This is a genomic window from Streptomyces albofaciens JCM 4342 (assembly GCF_008634025.1).
Classification (GTDB): Bacteria; Actinomycetota; Actinomycetes; order Streptomycetales; family Streptomycetaceae; genus Streptomyces; species Streptomyces albofaciens.
Window position 1 is genome coordinate 663449 of the sequence record NZ_PDCM01000002.1, and the last position, 17733, is coordinate 681181.

15 protein-coding genes and 1 pseudogene are annotated in these 17733 nt (G+C 74.5%); 11 read left to right on the forward strand and 5 right to left on the reverse strand.

What is annotated here, in order from left to right:
- Nucleotides 1–7: 7 nt before the first annotated feature.
- The 7 genes from CP973_RS23400 (at nt 8) to CP973_RS23430 (ending at nt 7466) form a co-directional block, all read left to right on the forward strand.
- Nucleotides 8–1075 (forward strand): glucose-1-phosphate thymidylyltransferase, encoded by a 1068-nt coding sequence (locus CP973_RS23400; protein WP_150244662.1) that lies wholly within the window; start codon nt 8–10, stop codon nt 1073–1075.
- Nucleotides 1076–1126: 51 nt separating this feature from the next.
- Entirely contained in the window at nt 1127–2125 is a 999-nt protein-coding gene (gene rfbB, locus CP973_RS23405; RefSeq protein ID WP_150244667.1) for a dTDP-glucose 4,6-dehydratase, read from the forward strand.
- Nucleotides 2122–3009: a dTDP-4-dehydrorhamnose reductase gene (gene rfbD / locus CP973_RS23410; protein WP_150244671.1), complete on the forward strand. Its 888-nt coding sequence runs from the start codon at nt 2122–2124 to the stop codon at nt 3007–3009. Before rfbB ends, rfbD begins: the two co-directional genes overlap by 4 nt.
- Nucleotides 2997–3599 carry a dTDP-4-dehydrorhamnose 3,5-epimerase family protein gene (locus CP973_RS23415; RefSeq protein ID WP_150244673.1) on the forward strand — a complete coding sequence of 201 codons (603 nt, stop codon included), beginning with the start codon at nt 2997–2999 and terminating at the stop codon, nt 3597–3599. The genes rfbD and CP973_RS23415 overlap by 13 nt, the downstream gene beginning before the upstream one ends.
- Complete coding sequence (locus CP973_RS23420) at nt 3596–4648, forward strand: FecCD family ABC transporter permease (RefSeq protein ID WP_244409960.1); 1053 nt, start codon at nt 3596–3598, stop codon at nt 4646–4648. Before CP973_RS23415 ends, CP973_RS23420 begins: the two co-directional genes overlap by 4 nt.
- Nucleotides 4645–5718 carry a FecCD family ABC transporter permease gene (locus CP973_RS23425; RefSeq protein WP_150244676.1) on the forward strand — a complete coding sequence of 358 codons (1074 nt, stop codon included), beginning with the start codon at nt 4645–4647 and terminating at the stop codon, nt 5716–5718. Before CP973_RS23420 ends, CP973_RS23425 begins: the two co-directional genes overlap by 4 nt.
- A 506-nt stretch (nt 5719–6224) precedes the next feature.
- A complete protein-coding gene (locus CP973_RS23430; protein ID WP_150244679.1) occupies nt 6225–7466 on the forward strand; it encodes a TolB family protein in 1242 nt (413 codons plus the stop codon).
- Nucleotides 7467–7499: 33 nt separating this feature from the next.
- On the opposite strand, the gene CP973_RS23435 is transcribed toward CP973_RS23430, so the two are convergent.
- The gene (locus CP973_RS23435; RefSeq protein WP_150244682.1) at nt 7500–8075 is read right to left on the reverse strand and encodes a class I SAM-dependent methyltransferase; all 576 of its coding nucleotides are present in this window, start codon (nt 8073–8075) and stop codon (nt 7500–7502) included.
- A 6-nt stretch (nt 8076–8081) separates the two neighbouring features.
- Here CP973_RS23435 and CP973_RS23440 point away from each other — a divergent pair, with 6 nt between their 5' ends.
- The 3 genes from CP973_RS23440 to fes all read left to right on the forward strand — a co-directional run bounded on the left by CP973_RS23440 (nt 8082) and on the right by fes (nt 11003).
- Nucleotides 8082–8894, forward strand: a complete 813-nt coding sequence (locus CP973_RS23440) for an AraC family transcriptional regulator (protein ID WP_341874853.1) — start codon at nt 8082–8084, stop codon at nt 8892–8894.
- Between the two features lie 141 nt (nt 8895–9035).
- Nucleotides 9036–9638: a GNAT family N-acetyltransferase gene (locus CP973_RS23445; protein ID WP_150244685.1), complete on the forward strand. Its 603-nt coding sequence runs from the start codon at nt 9036–9038 to the stop codon at nt 9636–9638.
- Between the two features lie 78 nt (nt 9639–9716).
- Complete coding sequence (gene fes, locus CP973_RS23450; protein WP_150244688.1) at nt 9717–11003, forward strand: enterochelin esterase; 1287 nt, start codon at nt 9717–9719, stop codon at nt 11001–11003.
- A 43-nt stretch (nt 11004–11046) separates the two neighbouring features.
- Here the strand turns inward: fes and CP973_RS23455 are convergent, their stop codons facing one another.
- On the reverse strand, nt 11047–11364 hold the full coding sequence (locus CP973_RS23455; protein ID WP_341874854.1) for an MFS transporter: 318 nt from the start codon (nt 11362–11364) through the stop codon (nt 11047–11049).
- Between the two features lie 35 nt (nt 11365–11399).
- On the opposite strand from CP973_RS23455, the pseudogene CP973_RS23460 reads away from it, so the two are divergent.
- Nucleotides 11400–12178, forward strand: a pseudogene (locus CP973_RS23460) (ArsR/SmtB family transcription factor).
- 19 nt (nt 12179–12197) lie between these two features.
- Here the strand turns inward: CP973_RS23460 and CP973_RS23465 are convergent.
- The 3 genes from CP973_RS23465 to CP973_RS23475 all read right to left on the reverse strand — a co-directional run bounded on the left by CP973_RS23465 (nt 12198) and on the right by CP973_RS23475 (nt 17721).
- A complete protein-coding gene (locus CP973_RS23465; RefSeq protein WP_150244691.1) occupies nt 12198–13301 on the reverse strand; it encodes a YncE family protein in 1104 nt (367 codons plus the stop codon).
- An 80-nt stretch (nt 13302–13381) separates the two neighbouring features.
- On the reverse strand, nt 13382–17494 hold the full coding sequence (locus CP973_RS23470) for an amino acid adenylation domain-containing protein (RefSeq protein ID WP_425282014.1): 4113 nt from the start codon (nt 17492–17494) through the stop codon (nt 13382–13384).
- Complete coding sequence (locus CP973_RS23475) at nt 17491–17721, reverse strand: phosphopantetheine-binding protein (protein ID WP_030589087.1); 231 nt, start codon at nt 17719–17721, stop codon at nt 17491–17493. Before CP973_RS23475 ends, CP973_RS23470 begins: the two co-directional genes overlap by 4 nt.
- Nucleotides 17722–17733 lie beyond the last annotated feature (12 nt).

The window sequence follows — 17733 nt, forward strand, 5'->3', positions numbered from 1 at the left end:
CCCGCTCATGAAGGCACTTGTCCTCTCCGGAGGCACCGGCAGCAGACTGCGCCCCATCACCCACACCGCCGCGAAGCAGCTCGTCCCCGTCGCCAACAAGCCGGTGCTCTTCTACGGCATCGAGTCCCTGGTCGCGGCCGGTGTCACCGACATCGGCATCATCGTCGGGGACACCGCGGCGGAGATCCGCGCGGCCGTCGGCGACGGCTCCCGCTTCGGCGCCCGCGTCACCTACCTCCCGCAGGAGCAGCCCCTCGGCCTCGCGCACGCCGTCCTGATCGCCCGCGACTGGCTCGGCGACGACGACTTCGTGATGTACCTCGGCGACAACTTCGTGGTCGGCGGCATCACCGAACTCGTCGAGGAGTTCCGGCGCTCCCGCCCCGACGCGAGCATCCTGCTCACCAAGGTCGCCGACCCCAGCGCCTTCGGCGTCGCCGAACTCGGCCCCGAAGGGGGCGTGCTGCGCCTGGAGGAGAAGCCGCGCGAGCCGCGCAGCGACCTGGCGCTGGTCGGCGTCTACCTGTTCACGCCCGCCGTGCACGAGGCCGTACGGGCCGTCTCGCCCTCCGCGCGCGGCGAACTGGAGATCACCGACGCCCTCCAGTGGCTGGTCGACGCCGGGCGCGCCGTGCGGTCCACCGTCATCTCCGGCTACTGGAAGGACACCGGCAACGTCACCGACATGCTGGAGGTCAACCGGACGGTGCTGGAGGACCTGCCGTCCGCCGTCCTGGGCGACGTGGACGGCGACAGCGAACTGGTCGGCCGGGTCCGTATCGAGGCCGGTGCCAGCGTCGTACGGTCCCGGATCGTCGGGCCCGCGGTCATCGGCGCGGGCAGCGTCGTCCGCGACTCCTACATCGGCCCCTCCACCTCCGTCGCCGACGGCTGTGTGATCAGCGGCAGCGAGGTGGAGTTCTCCATCGTCCTGGACGACTCGCGGATCGAGAACGCCGGCCGCATCGAGGGCTCGCTGATCGGCCGCATGGTCCGCATGAGCGGCGCCGCCCGCGCGCCCCGCGCGCACCGCCTGGTGCTCGGCGACCACAGCCAGGTGCAGATAGCGCCCTGAGGCCGCGTCCGCACACCCACCCCCGTTCGTTCCCCTTCTTGGACTGACGCCTTGAGAATCCTCGTCACCGGCGGAGCCGGCTTCATCGGCTCCCATTTCGTCCGTACCCTGCTCGGCCCCGACGCCGCCGAAGGCCCCGGCGGCGGGCCGTACGTCACCGTCCTGGACGCGCTGACCTACGCCGGCAACCGCGCCAGCCTCGCCCCCGTGGAAGGCGACCCGCGGTTCTCCTTCGTCCACGGCGACATCCGCGACCGGCCGCTGGTGGACTCCCTGCTGGCCGCGCACGACGCGGTGGTGCACTTCGCCGCCGAGTCGCATGTGGACCGGTCCATCGAAGGCGGCACCGAGTTCGCCGCCACCAACGTGCTGGGGACGCAGGTCCTGCTGGAGTCCGCCGTCCGGCACCGCATCGCCCGCTTCGTGCACGTCTCCACCGACGAAGTGTACGGCTCGATCGCGGACGGCTCCTGGACCGAGGACGAGCCGCTGGCCCCCAACTCGCCGTACGCCGCCTCGAAGGCCGGTTCCGACCTGCTCGCCCTGGCCCACCACCGTACGCACGGCCTGGACCTGTCGGTGACCCGCTGCTCCAACAACTACGGCCCCTACCAGCACCCCGAGAAGGTCATCCCGCTGTTCACCACCCGGCTGCTGACGGGCGGGCGCGTCCCGCTGTACGGCGACGGGCTGCACGTGCGCGACTGGCTGCACGTCGACGACCACTGCCGGGCGCTGCGCCTGGTCCTGGAGGGCGGCCGTCCGGGCGAGGTCTACAACATCGGCGGCGGCACCGAACTGAGCAACCGGGAACTCACCGAACGGCTGCTGGCCGCCTGCGGCGCCGGCTGGGACCGGGTCGACCACGTCACCGACCGCAAGGGCCACGACCGGCGCTACTCGGTGGACTGGACGAAGATCCGCACCGAGCTGGGCTATGTGCCGCGGCACTCCTTCGAGGACGGGCTCGCCGAGACCGTCGCCTGGTACCGCGACCACGCCGACTGGTGGACCCCCGCGGCTCCCGCCCTGGGAGGTGCCGCCCGGTGAACCGCTGGCTGATCACCGGCGCGAGCGGGATGCTCGGCCGCGAGGTGTGCCGGCTGCTGGCCGCCGAGGGCGAGTGCGCGCTGCCGCTGGACCGCCGGTCCCTGGACCTGACCGACACCCGGGCCGTGGAGTTCACCCTGCGGCGGGCCCGGCCGACCGTGGTCGTCAACTGCGCGGCGTACACGGATGTGGACGCGGCCGAGGCCGACGAGCAGCAGGCGTGGCGCGTCAACGCCGACGCGGTGCGCGGCCTGGCCCTGGCCTGCGCCCGCCGCGGTGCCCGGCTGCTGCACGTCTCCACCGACTACGTCTTCGCGGGCGACGCCACCACCCCGTACGCGGAGGACGCGCCGACCGCCCCGCGCACCGCGTACGGCCGCAGCAAGCTGGCCGGCGAGCGCGCCGTCCTGACCGCGCTGCCGCACACCGGAACCGTCGTGCGGACCGCCTGGCTTTACGGCGCCCACGGCCGCAATTTCGTACGGACCATGGCCGAGCGCGCGCTGCGCGGCGCCACCGTGGAGGTCGTCAACGACCAGACGGGGCAGCCCACTCCGGCCCGCGACGTGGCCGGGCGGCTGCTCGCGCTGGGGCGCGGGCCCGCTCGCCCGGGCGTCTTCCACGCCACCGCCGGCGGGCTGACCACCTGGTACGACCTGGCGCGCGATGTCTACCGGCTGGCGGGCGCCGACCCGGACCGCGTACGCCCCACCGGCAGCGCCGCGCTGAACCGCCCCGCCCGCCGCCCCTCCTGGAGCGTGCTGGGCCACGACCGCTGGGCCGCCGCCGGGCTGCCCGCGCCCCGGCACTGGCGCGTCGCGCTCGCCGACGAGTTCGCCGCGGTGACCGCGACGCTGGAAGGAGCCGTCTCGTGCGCCCGCTGAGCATCGAGGGAGCCTGGGTCCGGGAAGCGCTCGTCCACCGGGACGAGCGGGGCTCCTTCCACGAGTGGTTCACCCAGCCGGAGTTCACCGGCGCGACCGGCCTCGCCCCGGCGCTGGCACAGGCCAACTGTTCCGTCTCGCGCCGCGGTGTGCTGCGCGGCGTGCACTTCAGCGAGGTGCCGCCCGGCCAGGCCAAGTACGTCACCTGCGTACGCGGCGCCGTGCTGGACGTGGTGGTGGACCTGCGGACCGGCTCCCCCACCTACCGCGCGTGGGAAGCCGTGCCGCTGGACGAGGACGGGCCGAGCGCGGTGTACCTGTCCGAAGGGCTCGGGCACGCCTTCATGGCCCTGAGCGACGACGCCACCGTCGTCTACCTGTGCTCCACCGGCTACCAGCCGCGCCGCGAGCACGGCATCCACCCGCTGGACCCGGACCTGGGCATCGACTGGCCGGCCGGTGCCGCCCCGGTGCTGTCCGCGAAGGACGCCGCCGCGCCCACCCTGGCGGAGGCCGAGCGGCTGGGGCTGCTGCCCTCGTACGAGGAGTGCGTGCGCCACCGGGCCGCCCGGGAAGGCAGCGCCGCGTGACGACGACCGTGAGCGCGCCGGTCACCGCCCCGCCCGCCCCGGCCGCGCCGCCCGCCGGGCGCCGGGCGGTGCGGGCCGGCGGGCTGCTGCTGGGCCTGGCGCTGCTGGCCGCCGTGGTGCTGGCGAGCATCGCCGTGGGCGCCAAGGCCATCCCGCTCGACCAGGTGTGGCACGGCCTGTTCGGGTGGACCGGTACCGCGGACGACCGGATCGTGCGGGAGTTGCGGCTGCCGCGTACGGCGCTGGGCGTCGCGGCGGGTGCCGCGCTCGGGCTGGCCGGGGCCGTGATGCAGACCCTCACCCGCAACCCGCTGGCCGACCCCGGGCTCCTCGGTGTGAACGCGGGCGCCTCGGCCGCCGTGGTCACCGCGATCAGCGTGCTGGGCGTCACCTCGTTCACCGGCTACCTGTGGTTCGCGCTGGCGGGCGCCGGGGTGGCGGCCGTCCTGGTCCACGCGCTCGGCGGCAGCCGGGCCGCCACCCCCGTACGCCTGGCCCTGGCGGGCACCGCCGTCAACGCCGCCCTGTTCGGCTACGTCAACGGGCTGCAACTGACGGACCTGGGCGCGCTGGAGACCATGCGGCACTGGTCCGTCGGCACGCTCGCGGGCCGCCGCGGCGACCTGCTGCCGACCGCGCTGCCGTTCCTGCTCGCGGGCGCCGTCCTGGCGCTGGCGGTGGCCCGCCCGCTGAACGCCATGGCCTTGGGCGAGGACACCGCCCGCTCCCTGGGCGCGCGGCTGGGCCGGACCCGGGTGCTGTCCATCGTGGCCATCACCCTGCTGTCCGGTGCCGCCACCGCGGTCTGCGGCCCGATCGGGTTCGTCGGCCTGATGATCCCGCACGCGGTCCGGGCCTTCTGCGGCCCGGACACCCGGTGGCTGTTCCCGTACTGCGCCGTCTTCGCCCCGGTCCTGCTGCTCGGGTCCGACATCGTGGGCCGGGTACTGGCCCCGCCGACCGAGATCGAGGTCGGGGTGGTCACCGCGTTCTGCGGCGGCCTGGTGTTCATCCATCTCGTCCGGCGGCGCAAGGTGGCCCAGCTGTGAACACCGTCCGTATCCCCGCCGTACGCCGGACCGCGCCGCGCCCCACCGTGCTGCGCACCCGCGGCGGGCTGTCCCTGCGCCTGGGCCGCCGGGCCCTGCTCATCTGCGGGCTGCTGGCGCTGACCGGCGCCGTCGTGGCCGTCCTGTCCCTGGGCACGGGCAGCTACCGCCTCACCCCCGCCGAAGTCGTCGCCACTCTCTTCGGTGACGGTCCGCCCGGCGCCGACTTCGTCGTGACGGACCTGCGGCTGCCCCGGGTGCTGGACGGCCTGCTGGCCGGCTTCGCCATGGGCATGAGCGGCGCGGTCTTCCAGTCGCTGGCCCGCAATCCGCTCGGCAGCCCGGACGTCATCGGCTTCGGCAGCGGCGCCTCGGCCGGCGCTCTGGTCTCCGTCATCCTCCTGGAGGCCGGCACCGCGCAGATCGCCCTCGGCGCGGTGCTCGGCGGCCTGGCCACCGCCGCCGCGGTCTACCTGCTGGCCTGGCGGCGCGGTGTGCACGGCTACCGGCTGGTCCTCGTCGGCATCGGCGGCTCGGCCGTCCTCGGCTCGCTGACCAGCTATCTGTACGTACGGGCCGACCTCGGCAAGGCGGCCGAGGCCGCCACCTGGATGATCGGCAGCCTCAACGGACGCGGCTGGTCCGACGTGAGCGTGGCCGCGCTCGGCGTCGCCGTCCTGGCGCCCGCCGTACTGGCCCTGACCCGCCGCCTGGGCCTGCTGGAGATGGGCGACGACACGGCGGCGGCACTCGGCGTGGCCCCCGAACGCAGCCGCCTGGCCCTCCTCGCCACCGGCACCGGCCTGACGGCCCTCGCCGTCGCCGCCGCGGGGCCCATCCCCTTCGTCGCCCTCGCCGCCCCCCAACTGGCCCGCCGCCTCACCCGCTCCCCCGGCCCCAACGTCCTGCCCGCGGCGTGGATGGGCGCCGTCCTGGTCACCCTCGCCGACTGGACGGCCCAGCGCGTCTCCGGCACGGGCATCCTGCCGGTGGGCGTGATCACCGGGGTGGGCGGCGGCGCGTATCTGGCCTGGCTGCTGTTCCTGGAGCGGAGGTCGGGGAAGGTGTAGCGCAGCGGGCGGGCCGTCGGCCCGGTGCACGGCGTACGCCGGGGGCGCCATACGCGCAAGGTGCGCCAACCGGCGACACGGCGGGCCCGTCCGTGTCGTTTGCCGTCCGCCGTCCCACGGAAGTGGCCAAGTATCAGGTGGCCGGGCCGCGGGGACCACAGGGAGGGATCGTGTTCGACCTCAGGGCGGAAGCGGAGATGCGCCTCTTCTCGGAAAAGCTGGCCAGGGAACTCGCCGAAAAACGGCGCGCCGCCATGGACAGTACGACCGACAGCGCCGGTGGCGGGCCTTCCGGCGCCGGAACGGAGCGCCGGGGACCGGCGGCCCCGGACGGAGACGCGCCTTCTGCCGCATAGCCGCGCACGCGCCGCGGGACGGTACGCACCGGCGCGTCGCGGCGGCGGACGGGATGGCCTGAAAGAGCAGGGGCTCTCCGTCACCGGCGGTGCGAGGGTGTTCCGGGGCACTCCGGTGCGGGGCCGGGGGCCGGTCGCTCTGGGGGGATCATGGGTGGCAGAGCCGTGCTGTTCTCGGGGCTGGCGGCGGTCGTGGTGGCGGCCGGCGGTGTGACGGCCGCGATGGCTCCGGCAGCGGCGGCCGGTCCGCCCCGTATCGAAAGGATCAGTGTCACCGCCAACGGCGCCCAGGGGGACGGCCGTTCGTACGCCCCCTCCCTCAGCGCCGACGGCCGCATCGCCGCCTTCACCTCGCAGGCCACCAACTTCGCGCCGGACAGCAGGAAGTACCGGCCGCAGGTCTTCTGGAAGGACCTGCGCACCGGCGTCCTGAACCGGGTCGGTGCCCGGGACGTGGGCGCGCCCGCCGACGCGTGGACGGATGATCCCGCGCTCAGCGCCGACGGCCGCCATCTCGCCTTCGCGTCCGTCTCGCACACCGACGACGGGCGGCCCGGCCCGCCGGGCGAGGTCGCGGACGTCTACGTACGGAATCTGCGCACCGGCCGCACCGTCAAGGCGAACGTCGGCCTGGACGAGGGCTACGGCATCGTCTCCCGGAGCCCGTCCCTCAGCGCGGACGGCCGCTACGTCGCCTTCGTGGCGGACGACGAGCCGTGGTACCCGCTCGGCGTGCTGGGCGAAGTGCGCATCTACGTGAGGGACTTGGTCAAGGGGGTCACCGAGCGGGTGAGCGCCCCGCCGGCCGACTGGGCCCGGGCCGCCACCAACCCGAAGATCAGCGCGGACGGCCGCTTCGTCGCGTACGGGATGTACGTGTCGAAGGTGTCCGGGCCGCCGGTGCAGGACGTGTACGTGACCGACCGGAAGACCGGGCGGACACAGCAGGCCGATGTGCCGTACGACGGAGCCGGGCCCTCGGACCGGATGTCCACCCTGGCCGGCATCGGCCCCGACGGCCGTCACGTCCTCTTCCAGACCCGCTCCGACAAGATCACACCCGGTGACACCAACCAGGGCCACAACGTCTTCGTCCGCGACCTGCGCCGCGCCACGACCCGGCGGCTGGACGCCACCGAGCCCGGCGGGAGCACATCGGCGGGCGTCTTCAGCGCCGACGGCCGGCACCTCGTCTTCCACGACGGTACGGGGATCAGCGTGCGCGACCTCGCAACGGGCCGTACGCGACGGGTGCTGGCGCCGGGGACCGGACGGCACGGGCCGCCCGCGCCCGACGCGCACGCCCGGCGGATCGCCTTCTCCTCCTGGGCGACGGACCTGGTGCCCGGTGACACCAACGGCACCGAGGACGTGTTCCTGCTGCGCCGGTGACGCTCGCCTCCCCCGCGGGCGGGCGTCACCGGGTCAGCTGTCCCGTACCGCGCGGAAGCGGAACCGGCCCTTCGCGGAAGTGACGTCCACCCGCCCGAACCCGGCGGCGCGCAGCCGTCGCGGCAGCGTGTCCGGCGGTACGGGCACGTACGTGTCGCCCAGGTGCAGCAGGCGGAACCCGGCACTCGCGCGGCCGTCGCAGCCCGCGAAGACGCCGCCGGGGCGCAGCACCCGCCCGGCCTCCGCGAAGAGGCGGTCCTGCTGTTGTGGGGACGGCACGTGGTGCAGCATGGTGAAGCACACGACGCTGTCGAAGCCGCCGTCGGGGAACGGCATCGACGCCCCGTCACCGTGCACCACTTCGACCCGTTCCCCGTACGTCTCCTGGAGGTCCTTCGCGAAGTCCGCGTCGACTTCCAGGACGCTGAGACGGCCGGGCACACGCCGTTCCAGCACGCGTGTGGTGGCGCCGTAGCCGGGGCCGATCTCCAGGGTGGCGGCGCCGAGTTCCACGCCGTCGAGGGCCCATGGCAGCAGGCTCTGCTCGACCCCGCGGGCCCACTTGCCGGAGCTGCAAATCCACTGGTGCAACCGATTCATGGAGGTCATACGGCGATGCTAGGAAGCGCGGAGGATGTCCACCACGAGGTAGGGGGACATGTCCTGTCGCGATACGGACAGCTGACGCCGCGCGCCGGGTATCCGCAGGCCGCCGTCGTCGTCGGCAGCCACGCGGTCGACGACGGCCAGTGGTACGGACGGCACTGGCACACGGCCCACCAACTGGCCTGGGCCGAGCGCGGGGTCATCGCCGTGCGCGCCCTGGGCAACACCTGGGTGCTGCCGCCGACCATGGCGCTGTGGATACCGGCCGGCACCGAGCACGCGACCGGGGCGTCCGGCCCGGTGCTGGGCCGCAGCCTGTGGTGCCGGCCCGACCGCTGCCCGGTGGACTGGTCCGTGCCCACCGTCGTGGGCGTCTCGCCCCTGCTGCGCGAGCTGATCACGCACCTGGCCGACGACGGTCTGAGCCCGGCCGCCAGGCAGCGGGCCGAAGCGGTCGCGCTCGACCAGTTGGTGCCGCTGTCGGTGGCGACCGTGCTGGCGCCGCTGCCCCGGGACCCGCGGGCGTGCCACGTCGCACGTGCCCTGCGCGCGTGTCCGGCGGACGACCGGACGCTGGCGCAGTGGGGTACGGAGGTGGGCGCGAGCGCCCGGACGCTGGCCCGCGCGTTCGCCGCGGAGACGGGGCTGCCGTTCGGGCAGTGGCGCACCCGGGTGCGCCTCCAGGCCGCGATGCCGCTGCTGGCGGGCGGCGCGACGGTGGCGGCCACGGCCGCGCGGGTCGGCTACGCGTCGCCGAGCGCGTTCGTGGCGGCGTTCCGGCGGGTGGTGGGGGTGCCGCCGGGGGCCTACTTCTCGCCGTGACGGCCCCTGAACGGGGCGGGCGGGAGCGGGTGTCCGACAGGGCGCGGGGCGCGCCGTGCCCAACTGGGGGCGCACGGCGGCCGCGTGGGCCTCGGAGGCAACCCGACCCCGCCCCGCCGTCGAAGATCATCGAGGTGCAGAATGACCCGTATGTCGATGACGAACACGCCGACGGCAGCGACGCTCGACGACGCTCCGCAGATCAGTCGCGCTCTGGCCCGCGCCTTTGACGACGACCCGATGATGCACTGGTTCCTGCCCGGCGAGGACGCGCGCGAGGAGCGGCTGGGCCGCTACTTCACCACGATCTTCACCAAGCAGTACGCCCACCACGGTGTGTGCGAGCGGACCGGGGCCGCGGCGGCCTTCTGGGTGCCGCCGGAGGCGCGGGACAAGGCCGTTCCCGACGAGGAGACGCTGCGGGAGCTCGACGGCCTCCTCGGCGACCGCGGGCCCGTGTTCCGGGAGATCGTCGGAGCCGCCGCCGAGCACGCACCCCAGGAGCCGCACTGGTATCTGGCGGTGATCGGCGCCGACCCGGCCACCCAGGGCCAGGGGCACGGGGCCGCCCTGCTGCGCTCGGGGCTGGCCAAGGCCGACGCGGCGGGCCTGCCAGTCTATCTGGAGTCCTCCAAGGCGGCCAATCTGCCCTTCTACGAGCACTTCGGCTTCACCGTGCTCCAGGAGGTGCAGCTGCCGGAGGGCGGGCCGACGCTGTGGATGATGCGGCGCGCGGAACGATAGGACACGAAACGATAAGGTAAGGCTCGCCTTACCTTATCGACCGCCCGCCATCGCGCCCCGGACACGGAGACCGCCCCGATGATCGCAGCCGCCCCGCCCGCCGACACGCCGCGCCGTCCTCCCCGGGTACCGCGCCCCTCCCCCGTGCCGCGGGTCACGGACGAGCGGACCGTCCGCCGGGCGGCCGCGATGTCCGGGGCGGACTTCTGGCAGGCGGTGCGGCGGGACGGCACGCCGCTGGTCGGGCCGGACCCGCTGGGCGCCGCTGACCACGCGCTGGTCACCTTCCTGTGGCGCGGCTCCGCCGCCACCCGCGCGGTCCTGGTGTCGCCCAACAAGCTCGCCGACCCCCGCGATCCGGCCGGCAACCTCATGGACCGCGTGCCCGGCACGGACGTGTGGCACTGGTCCGTACGGATGCGCCGCGACTGGCACGCCACCTACACGCTGTGTGTGGACGAGGGCGACGGCCCCGCCGCCGACGACGAGGCGTACTGGCCGTGGTTTCGCACGCAGCGGCGCCTCGATCCCCTCAACCCGCAGACGCTCGCGAGCCGTTGGGGCGGGCCCCCGGCCTCCTGCGTCACGCTGCCCGACGCGCCGCGCGGCGAGGAGTGGCGGGAGCGGCCGGGCGTGCCCCGTGGCAGCGTCTCCGTGCACACGGTGCACAGCGCCCGGCTCGGCAACGCGCGCCGGGTGTGGCGGTACGCGCCCCCGGGCGGCGCTGAACCGGGCGCCGAACTGCCCGTGCTCGTCCTCCTGGACGGAGAGATGTGGCAGCCGGGGCTCGGGGTGGCCACCCTGCTGGACAACCTCATCGCGGACGGCCGGATCCCGCCGCTGGCCGCGCTGCTGCCGGAGTCGCTGGGCGCGGACGCCCGCTGGGCCGAGATGACCTGCGACCCGCGGTTCGCCGGGTTCCTCGCGGACGAGCTGCTGCCGTGGGCCGCCGCGGACCTGCCGCTGACCGCCGACCCGGCCCGTACCGTCGTGGCGGGCCAGAGCCTCGGCGGCCTGACCGCCGCGTACGCCGGGGTGTCCGCGCCCGGCCGGTTCGGCTGCGTCCTGGCGCAGTCCGGCTCCTTCTGGTGGCCGGACGGGCCGGGCGCCCAGTGGCTGACCGACCGGATCGCGGCGTCCCCGCGGCTGCCGGTGCGGTTCCGGCTGTCGGCGGGCGAGCAGGAGTGGGTCGCCCTGCCCGCGAACCGGCGGCTGCGCGACACCCTGGCGGCCAAGGGCTATAAGGACGCGGTCTACCGCGAGTACAACGGCGGCCACGACTACCTGTGCTGGCGTACGGAACTGGCCGACGGGCTGTGCGCGCTGCTCGGCCCGGGGGCGGCGGCCGGGACCGCCGCCGGCTGACGGGGACGCGCCCGGGCCGCGTACAGCGCCCGTAGGTGGCGGATCAGCGCGACCGCGGCGAGAAGCGCGGCGAGCGCGCACACGCCCCACCACCCGGCCCGGCTCCAGGCACGCGTCCCAGCCAGGAACCCGCGCTGCCGCCCAGATAAGCGCAGGCCATATAGGCGGTGTTGAGCCTGCTGCGGGCGTCGGGGCGCAGCGCGTGGACCCGGGCCTGGTTGGCGACCAGGCCGGATTGCATCGCCACGTCGAGGAGCAGGGTGCCGAGGATCAGCGCGGCCAGGCCCGGCGTGCCGCCGCGGGCGCCCACGGCGAGGATCGCGGCCGAGACGAGGACGGCGGCCAGGCACACGGCGTTCACCGGGTCGGGCCCGTGTCGATGCAGCGTACGGCTTGATGATCAGCTTCGCGCTCGGCGTCGAGGATCTCGCGGACACCCGGTTCGCCGTGTCCCCTCTGCACGAGACCGTGTTCAGCCTGCGGGTCCTGCACGGTCCGGGCCTCTTCGCACTGCATCTCCCGTGGCGCCGGTCCGTTCTCGGCGGACTCGGCACGCTGGACACGGCCCTGCTGCTCTCCCTGGTGGCACGCCGGCTGACCCTGCCGGACTTCCCGACCCCCAGGCCCGCGGGCTTCGCCCCGGCCTTCGAAGAGGAGCTGGCCCGCGTCCGCGGGACACCGGCGGACGCGGTGCGCCGTGACCTGCCGGCCACCCACACGCCGGACCCGCTCCCCGAACCGCTGCGCGATGCCGCCTCGGCCGACGACGCGCCCGTCGTCCGGCTCCGGAACGCCGTCTGTCAGCTTCTGCGGGATTACTGGGAGATCGCGGTACGGCCGTGGTGGCCGCAGCTGCGGCTCGTGGCGGAAGCCGACATGACGTACCGCGCGCGGCAACTGGCCATGGGCGGCGCCCGGCTGCTCTTCGCCGACATGCACCCCGACCTGCGGTGGCACAACGGGGCCCCAGAGCAAGGCTGCTCGCCCTCCTGGAGGAGTCGCTGCCCACCGTCGAACTCGCCCGCCGCCTCCGGGTGACGCCCAGCGCCGTGTCCCAGCACCTGCGCGTCCTGCACGCGACCGGGCTGGTCACCCGGGCCCGCCACGGACGGCAGGTGCTGTACCGGCGGAGCGCTCTCGGCGAGCAGCTGACGGGGAACGCCCGGCGGCAGTGACCGCCGTACGCCCGCGGCCTCAGCGCGAGCGCGTGAGGCTGATGCGGTGCACCGAGTCGACGCGGTCGGCGCCGGCCGCGGACTTGTCCACGACGTAGGCCGTGCCGCGGCGGACCGTGACGTGGTTCGGGTTGGGGCCGGTGGCCAGGTCGGCCAGGACGGTGCCCTTCTTCGGGTCCACGACGGTCGTGGTGCCGCTGCCCCGGTTGGCGACGAAGACCCGGCCGGAGCGGTGGTCGGCGGCGACGGAGAGGGCGCCGGCGCCGGTGCGCACGGTCCGGGTGACCTCGCCCTTGCGCAGGTCGACGACCGAGAGGGTGCCCGCGGCCTGGTCGGCGGTGTAGGCGGTGCGGCCGTCGGCGGACAGGTCGATGCCGATGGGGGTGTCACCGGTGGGGATGAAGCGCGGCTCGGCCTTGTACGGGCTGACCGCGATGATCCGGTCGTTGGTCAGGTCGGTGGCGTAGGCGGTGCCGGTGTGCGTGTCGACGGCGAGCCCGGCGGTGCCCGCTCCCTCGACCTTGACCCGCTTCTTCTCCTTGAAGGTGCGGGTGTCGAAGGCGACGACGGAACCGTCGCCGAAGCCGCTGGCCCAGGCGAGGTCGTGGCGCTTGTCGATGACGACCTCGCGGGCGTGCGCGACGCCCGGCAGGGTGGCGAGGTGCTTGCCGGTCCGCTGGCTGTAGACGGCCACCGAGTTGTTACGGGTGTTGGTGGTCCACACGGTGTCGTGCTCGTCGTCCACGGCCACGCCGTAGACCGCCTCGACCGCGCCGGTGGCCTGGTCGGTGACCGGCGGGGTGTAGGCGGCCTCGGTCTTGAGCGTCTTCGGGTCGACCTTCAGCAGTCTGGACTGCGTGACGGGGGGCCGGCCGACGGCGGTCGTCGCCCACAGGACGTGGTGCCGCTCGGAGTAGGCCGACTGGTAGAGGCCGGTGGCCAGTGGGGCGGTGTCCACGCGGTACGACGGCTGGTGCGCGGCTCCGCCGTGCGGGTGCCGGTCGTGCGCGACCGCGGTGCCGCTCACGGCGAGGACGCTGCCCGCGGCGACGGCGAGGGCGGTGGCGCGGCGGACGAGCCGGCGCGAAGCGGTGCGGGACCGCGGCGTCTTGGTGGCGTTCATGGTCTTCACTCCTCGTAGGGAGGCAGGCGGGAGGGAGGTCGGGGAGGATCCACCCGACACGATCAAAGGTTAGCTTAGCCTTACCTAAGTTGCGTACTGAGGGCGGGCGTCCCGGCCGGAGCGGCACCGCCCCCAACGCGCGCGCTGTTCGGGCCGGTTGAGCCGTCCAGCTCGGCCAGCCGCGCCGCGACCACCGTCGCGATCCGGTCCATCCAGCGCGGCTGCGTCATCTGCGGGTGCAGGCAGTCCACGTCGTGGTTGGCCAGCTCGCCCTTCACGTACGGCATCCACGCCCGCCGGGACAGCCAGTCCTCGGCGCGCGGTGCGGCCGCGGTGAAGAACAGCACGTCGCCGGTGAACACCCGGTGCCGGTGCTCCCGCATGAGGCGGGCGTTGTTGACGACGATGTCCACGACGGCGGACAGTGTCCGGTCGGACAGCCCGGCCAGCGCGCTGCCCTCGCGGCGCAGCGTCTCCAGGACGTCCTCCCGCGTCAGCTCGTCCGTCCGCTCGAAGCCCGCCATCCGCAGCAGGGCGGTCAGCGCGTCGGTCTCCTTGGGTACGGCCTGGTCGCGCCACTGGTCGGACGGGTAGGCGTCCAGCAGGGCGAGCAACTCGACCTCCTCACCCGCTTCCTGGAGCCGCACCGCCACGGTGTGGGCGAGGACGCCGCCCACGGACCAGCCGAGCAGCCGGTAGGGGCCGTGCGGCCGCACGGTGCGCAGCTGCCGTACGTAGTCGGCGGCCATCTCCTCCATCGTCGCCGGGAGGGGTTCCTCGCGGGCCAGGCCGCGAGCCTGGAGGCCGTACACCGGCTGCGCCGGGTCGAGCCGGGACAGCAGGCCCGAATAGCACCAGCTGATGCCGCCCGCCGGGTGCAGCACGAACAGCGGCGGACGGTCGCCGGCCTGGCGCAGCGGCAACAGCACGTCCAGCGCGTCCCCGCCGGAAGCACCGGAACCGACGGAACCGCCGGTCCCGTCGCCGTCCAGGCGGGCGGCGAGCGCGGCCGGGGTGCGGTCCTGGAAGAGCGCGCCGATGGCCAGCTGCACGCCGAGCGTGTCACGGACCCGCCCCATCAGGCGGGCGGCCAGCAGCGAGGTACCGCCCAGGTCGAAGAACGCGTCGTCCACACCGACCCGGGGCAGGCCCAGCACCTCGGCGAACAGCCGGGCGAGGGTTTCCTCCCGGTGGGTGCGCGGGGCGCGGCCGGGCCCCGACGTGAAGGCGGGGGCCGGAAGCCGCTTGCGGTCCAGCTTGCCGTTCGGGCTGAGCGGGAACGCGTCCAGCACGAGCACGCTGTTGGGCACCATGTGCTCCGGCAGCGTGCGGGCGAGCGCGTCGCGCAGCTCCTCCGGGTCGGGCGGGGCCGCGCCGTCGCCGCTCTCGGGCGTGACGTAGCCGGTCAGCCGCTGGTCGCCGGGCCGGTCCTCGCGCACCACCGCGCAGGCCGCGCCGACGGCGGGCAGGGCGGCCAGCGCCTCCTCGATCTCGCCGAGTTCGACCCGCTGGCCGCGCAGCTTGACCTGGTGGTCGGTGCGGCCGAGGTAGAGCAGTTCGCCGCGGTCGGTCCAGCGGGCCAGGTCGCCGGTGCGGTACATACGGCTTTCCGCGGGCCCGTACGGGTCGGCGACGAAGCGGGTCGCGGTCAGGCCGGGCCGTCCCAGGTAGCCGTCGGCGAGCTGGGTCCCGGCGAGGTACAGCTCGCCGGGGACGCCGGGCGGGCACGGTTGCAGGGCCGCGTCCAGGACGTACAGACGGGTGTTCCACACGGGTGCCCCGATGGGCACCGGTCCGTCGCCGTCGGGCGCGCAGGCGTGGTACGTGACATCGACGGCGGCCTCGGTGGGGCCGTACAGGTTGTGCAGTCCGACGCCGGGCAGCGTCCGGGCGAACTCGCGGGCCGTCTCGCGCGGCAGCGCCTCACCGCTGCAGAACACCCGGCGCAGCCCCGTGCAGGTCGCCGCGTCCGGTTCGGCGAGGAACACCTGGAGCATGGACGGGACGAAGTGGCATGTGGTGGCGGCCTGTTCACGGATGACGCGGGCCAGGTAGGCGGGGTCGCGGTGGCCGCCGGCGTCGGCCACCACCAGCGTGGCGCCCTGGCGCAGCGGCCAGAAGAACTCCCACACGGACACGTCGAAGCCCGAGGGCGTCTTCTGGAGCACCCGGTCGCCCGGTTCCAGGCCGTACTGCCCCTGCATCCAGCGCAGCCGGTTGTCGATGGCCCGGTGGCCGACGACGACGCCCTTGGGGCGGCCGGTGGAGCCGGAGGTGTAGATGACGTACGCGGGGTGGTCCGGGGTGAGCGGGCGCGGCGGGACGGTGCCGGGGTAGGCGGTCAGGTCGAGGCCGTCCAGGACGACCACCGGCACCTGCCCGTCGCCCGGTACGCGGCCCTCCCGGTCGGTGATCACGCACACCGGCCGGGCGTCGTCGAGCATGTACGCGAGCCGGTCGGCGGGGTAGTCGGGGTCCAGCGGCAGGTAGGCGCCGCCCGCCTTGAGGACGGCGAGCAGGACAAGGACGAGGTCGGCGGAGCGCGGTACGGCGACGGCGGCCAGGGTGCCGGGGCGCACGCCGAGGGACGCCAGGTGCCGGGCCAGCCGGTTGGCGCGGGCGTCGAGTTCGGCGTAGGTCCACACGGTGTCGCCGTGGACCAGCGCGGTGGCGCCGGGGGTGCGGACGGCCTGGGCCTCGATGGGGCCGATGAGGGTGGTGGGCGGCAGGGAGCGGGAGGTGGCGTTGAACGTCTCCAGTACGAGGTCCCGTTCGGCCGCGGTGGCGATGCCGTGTGTGCCCAGGGGCTCGTGCGGGTCGGCGTGCGCCAGCCGGGAGAGCAGGTCGAGGAACCGTTCCTGGTGGTGACCGAGGTCCGCCTCCTCGTACAGCGCCGGGTTGGCGTCGTAGTCGAGGCGCAGACCACGGCCGTCGGCGCGGTCGTAGACGTTGACGGTCAGTTCGTCCACCGGTCCGGTGGACAGGTTGTGCGCGGTGGCCGGGGCGCCCGCGAAGTCCAGGCCGTAGTCGAACGGCATCACGTTGACCAGCGGCCCGACCAGCGCCCGGTCCGCGCCGAGCAGTCCGAGGTCGCGGCGGATGTCCTCGTACCGGTAGCGCTGGTGGCGGCGGGCCGACCGGATGCCGAGGACTACCTGGCGCGCCAGTTCGGCGAAGGTGGCGGCCGGGCTCACGGTCAGCCGCAGCGGCAGTACGTTCATGACCATGCCGGGGACGCGCAGCGCCACCGAGCCCATGCGGCCCATCATGGGCAGCCCGAGGACGACCTCCTCGGCGCCGGTGGCCCGGGACAGGTACAGCGCCTGGGCGGCGAGCAGCACATCGGGCCAGGTGGCGCGGACCGAGGAGGCCAGTTCCTTGAGCCGGTCGGTGGCCTCGGGGCCCAGGTGCGCGGTGCGGCGCAGGTGGGTGCGGGAGGGCAGCGCGGTGCGCCCGGCCAGGTTGACGGCCTCGGGCCGGTCCGCGAACGCCTCGTTCCAGTGCCGGCGGTCGGCCTCGTACGTGTCCGACGCGCGGTACGCGACGTCCTCGGCCACCAGGTCGGTCAGCCGTCCGAACGGGCTGGGGCCCACGGGTTCACCGGCCGCGAGCGCCGTGTAGGCCTCGGCGGTGCGGCGGGCCAGCAGCGAATAGCCGAAGCCGTCCATGACGACGTGGTGGACGCGCTGGTACCACAGCCAGCGCTCCTCGCCGACCCGGAACAGCGCGTGCGCGAACAGCGGCCCAGCGGCCAGGTCGAACGGCTCGGCCAAGTCGGCCCGCATCCAGGCGCGTGCCGCGCCGTCGGGATCGTCCTCCGCGCGCAGGTCCGCCAGGTGCAGCGGCAGCGGCGCGGGGCAGGTGGTCAGCGGTAGCTGACGGGGCCCTCCGTCGGTATCGACGATACGGACCCGCAGCGCGTCGGCCTCGGCGACCACCTGGTGCAGCGCGTCGGAGAACAGCGCCGGGTCCACCGGCCCGTGGATCTCCAGGTATTCGGCGGTGTTCTGCGCGGGGCTCGCCGGGTCCAGGGCCTGTGCGTACCACAGGCCGGTCTGCGCGGCCGTCAGCGGCAGGCCGTCGGCGGTGTCACGGCTGCTCGTACCGGCGCCCGGGCCGTCCGTGCCGGTGCCACGGCGGTCCGCGGCGGAGGCCGTGCCGGTGTCCGTACCGGTGTCGACCGGCGCCGTCACGAGGCGACGCCCAGAATGCGGGCCCACGCCTCGATGGCGGGCTGCTCGGCGAGGTCCACGAAGCCGGCCCGGGTGTCGTGGTCGCGCCGCCATCGTTCGAGGAGCGCCATGATGCGGACCGAGTCCATGCCGTAGTCGACGAGGTTCTCGTCCACGGGGATGTCGGCCGGGTCCTCCCCGAGCACATCGGCGACATCCGCGCGCAGGTGATCGATGGTCAGTGCCATGGCGTGTCGGTT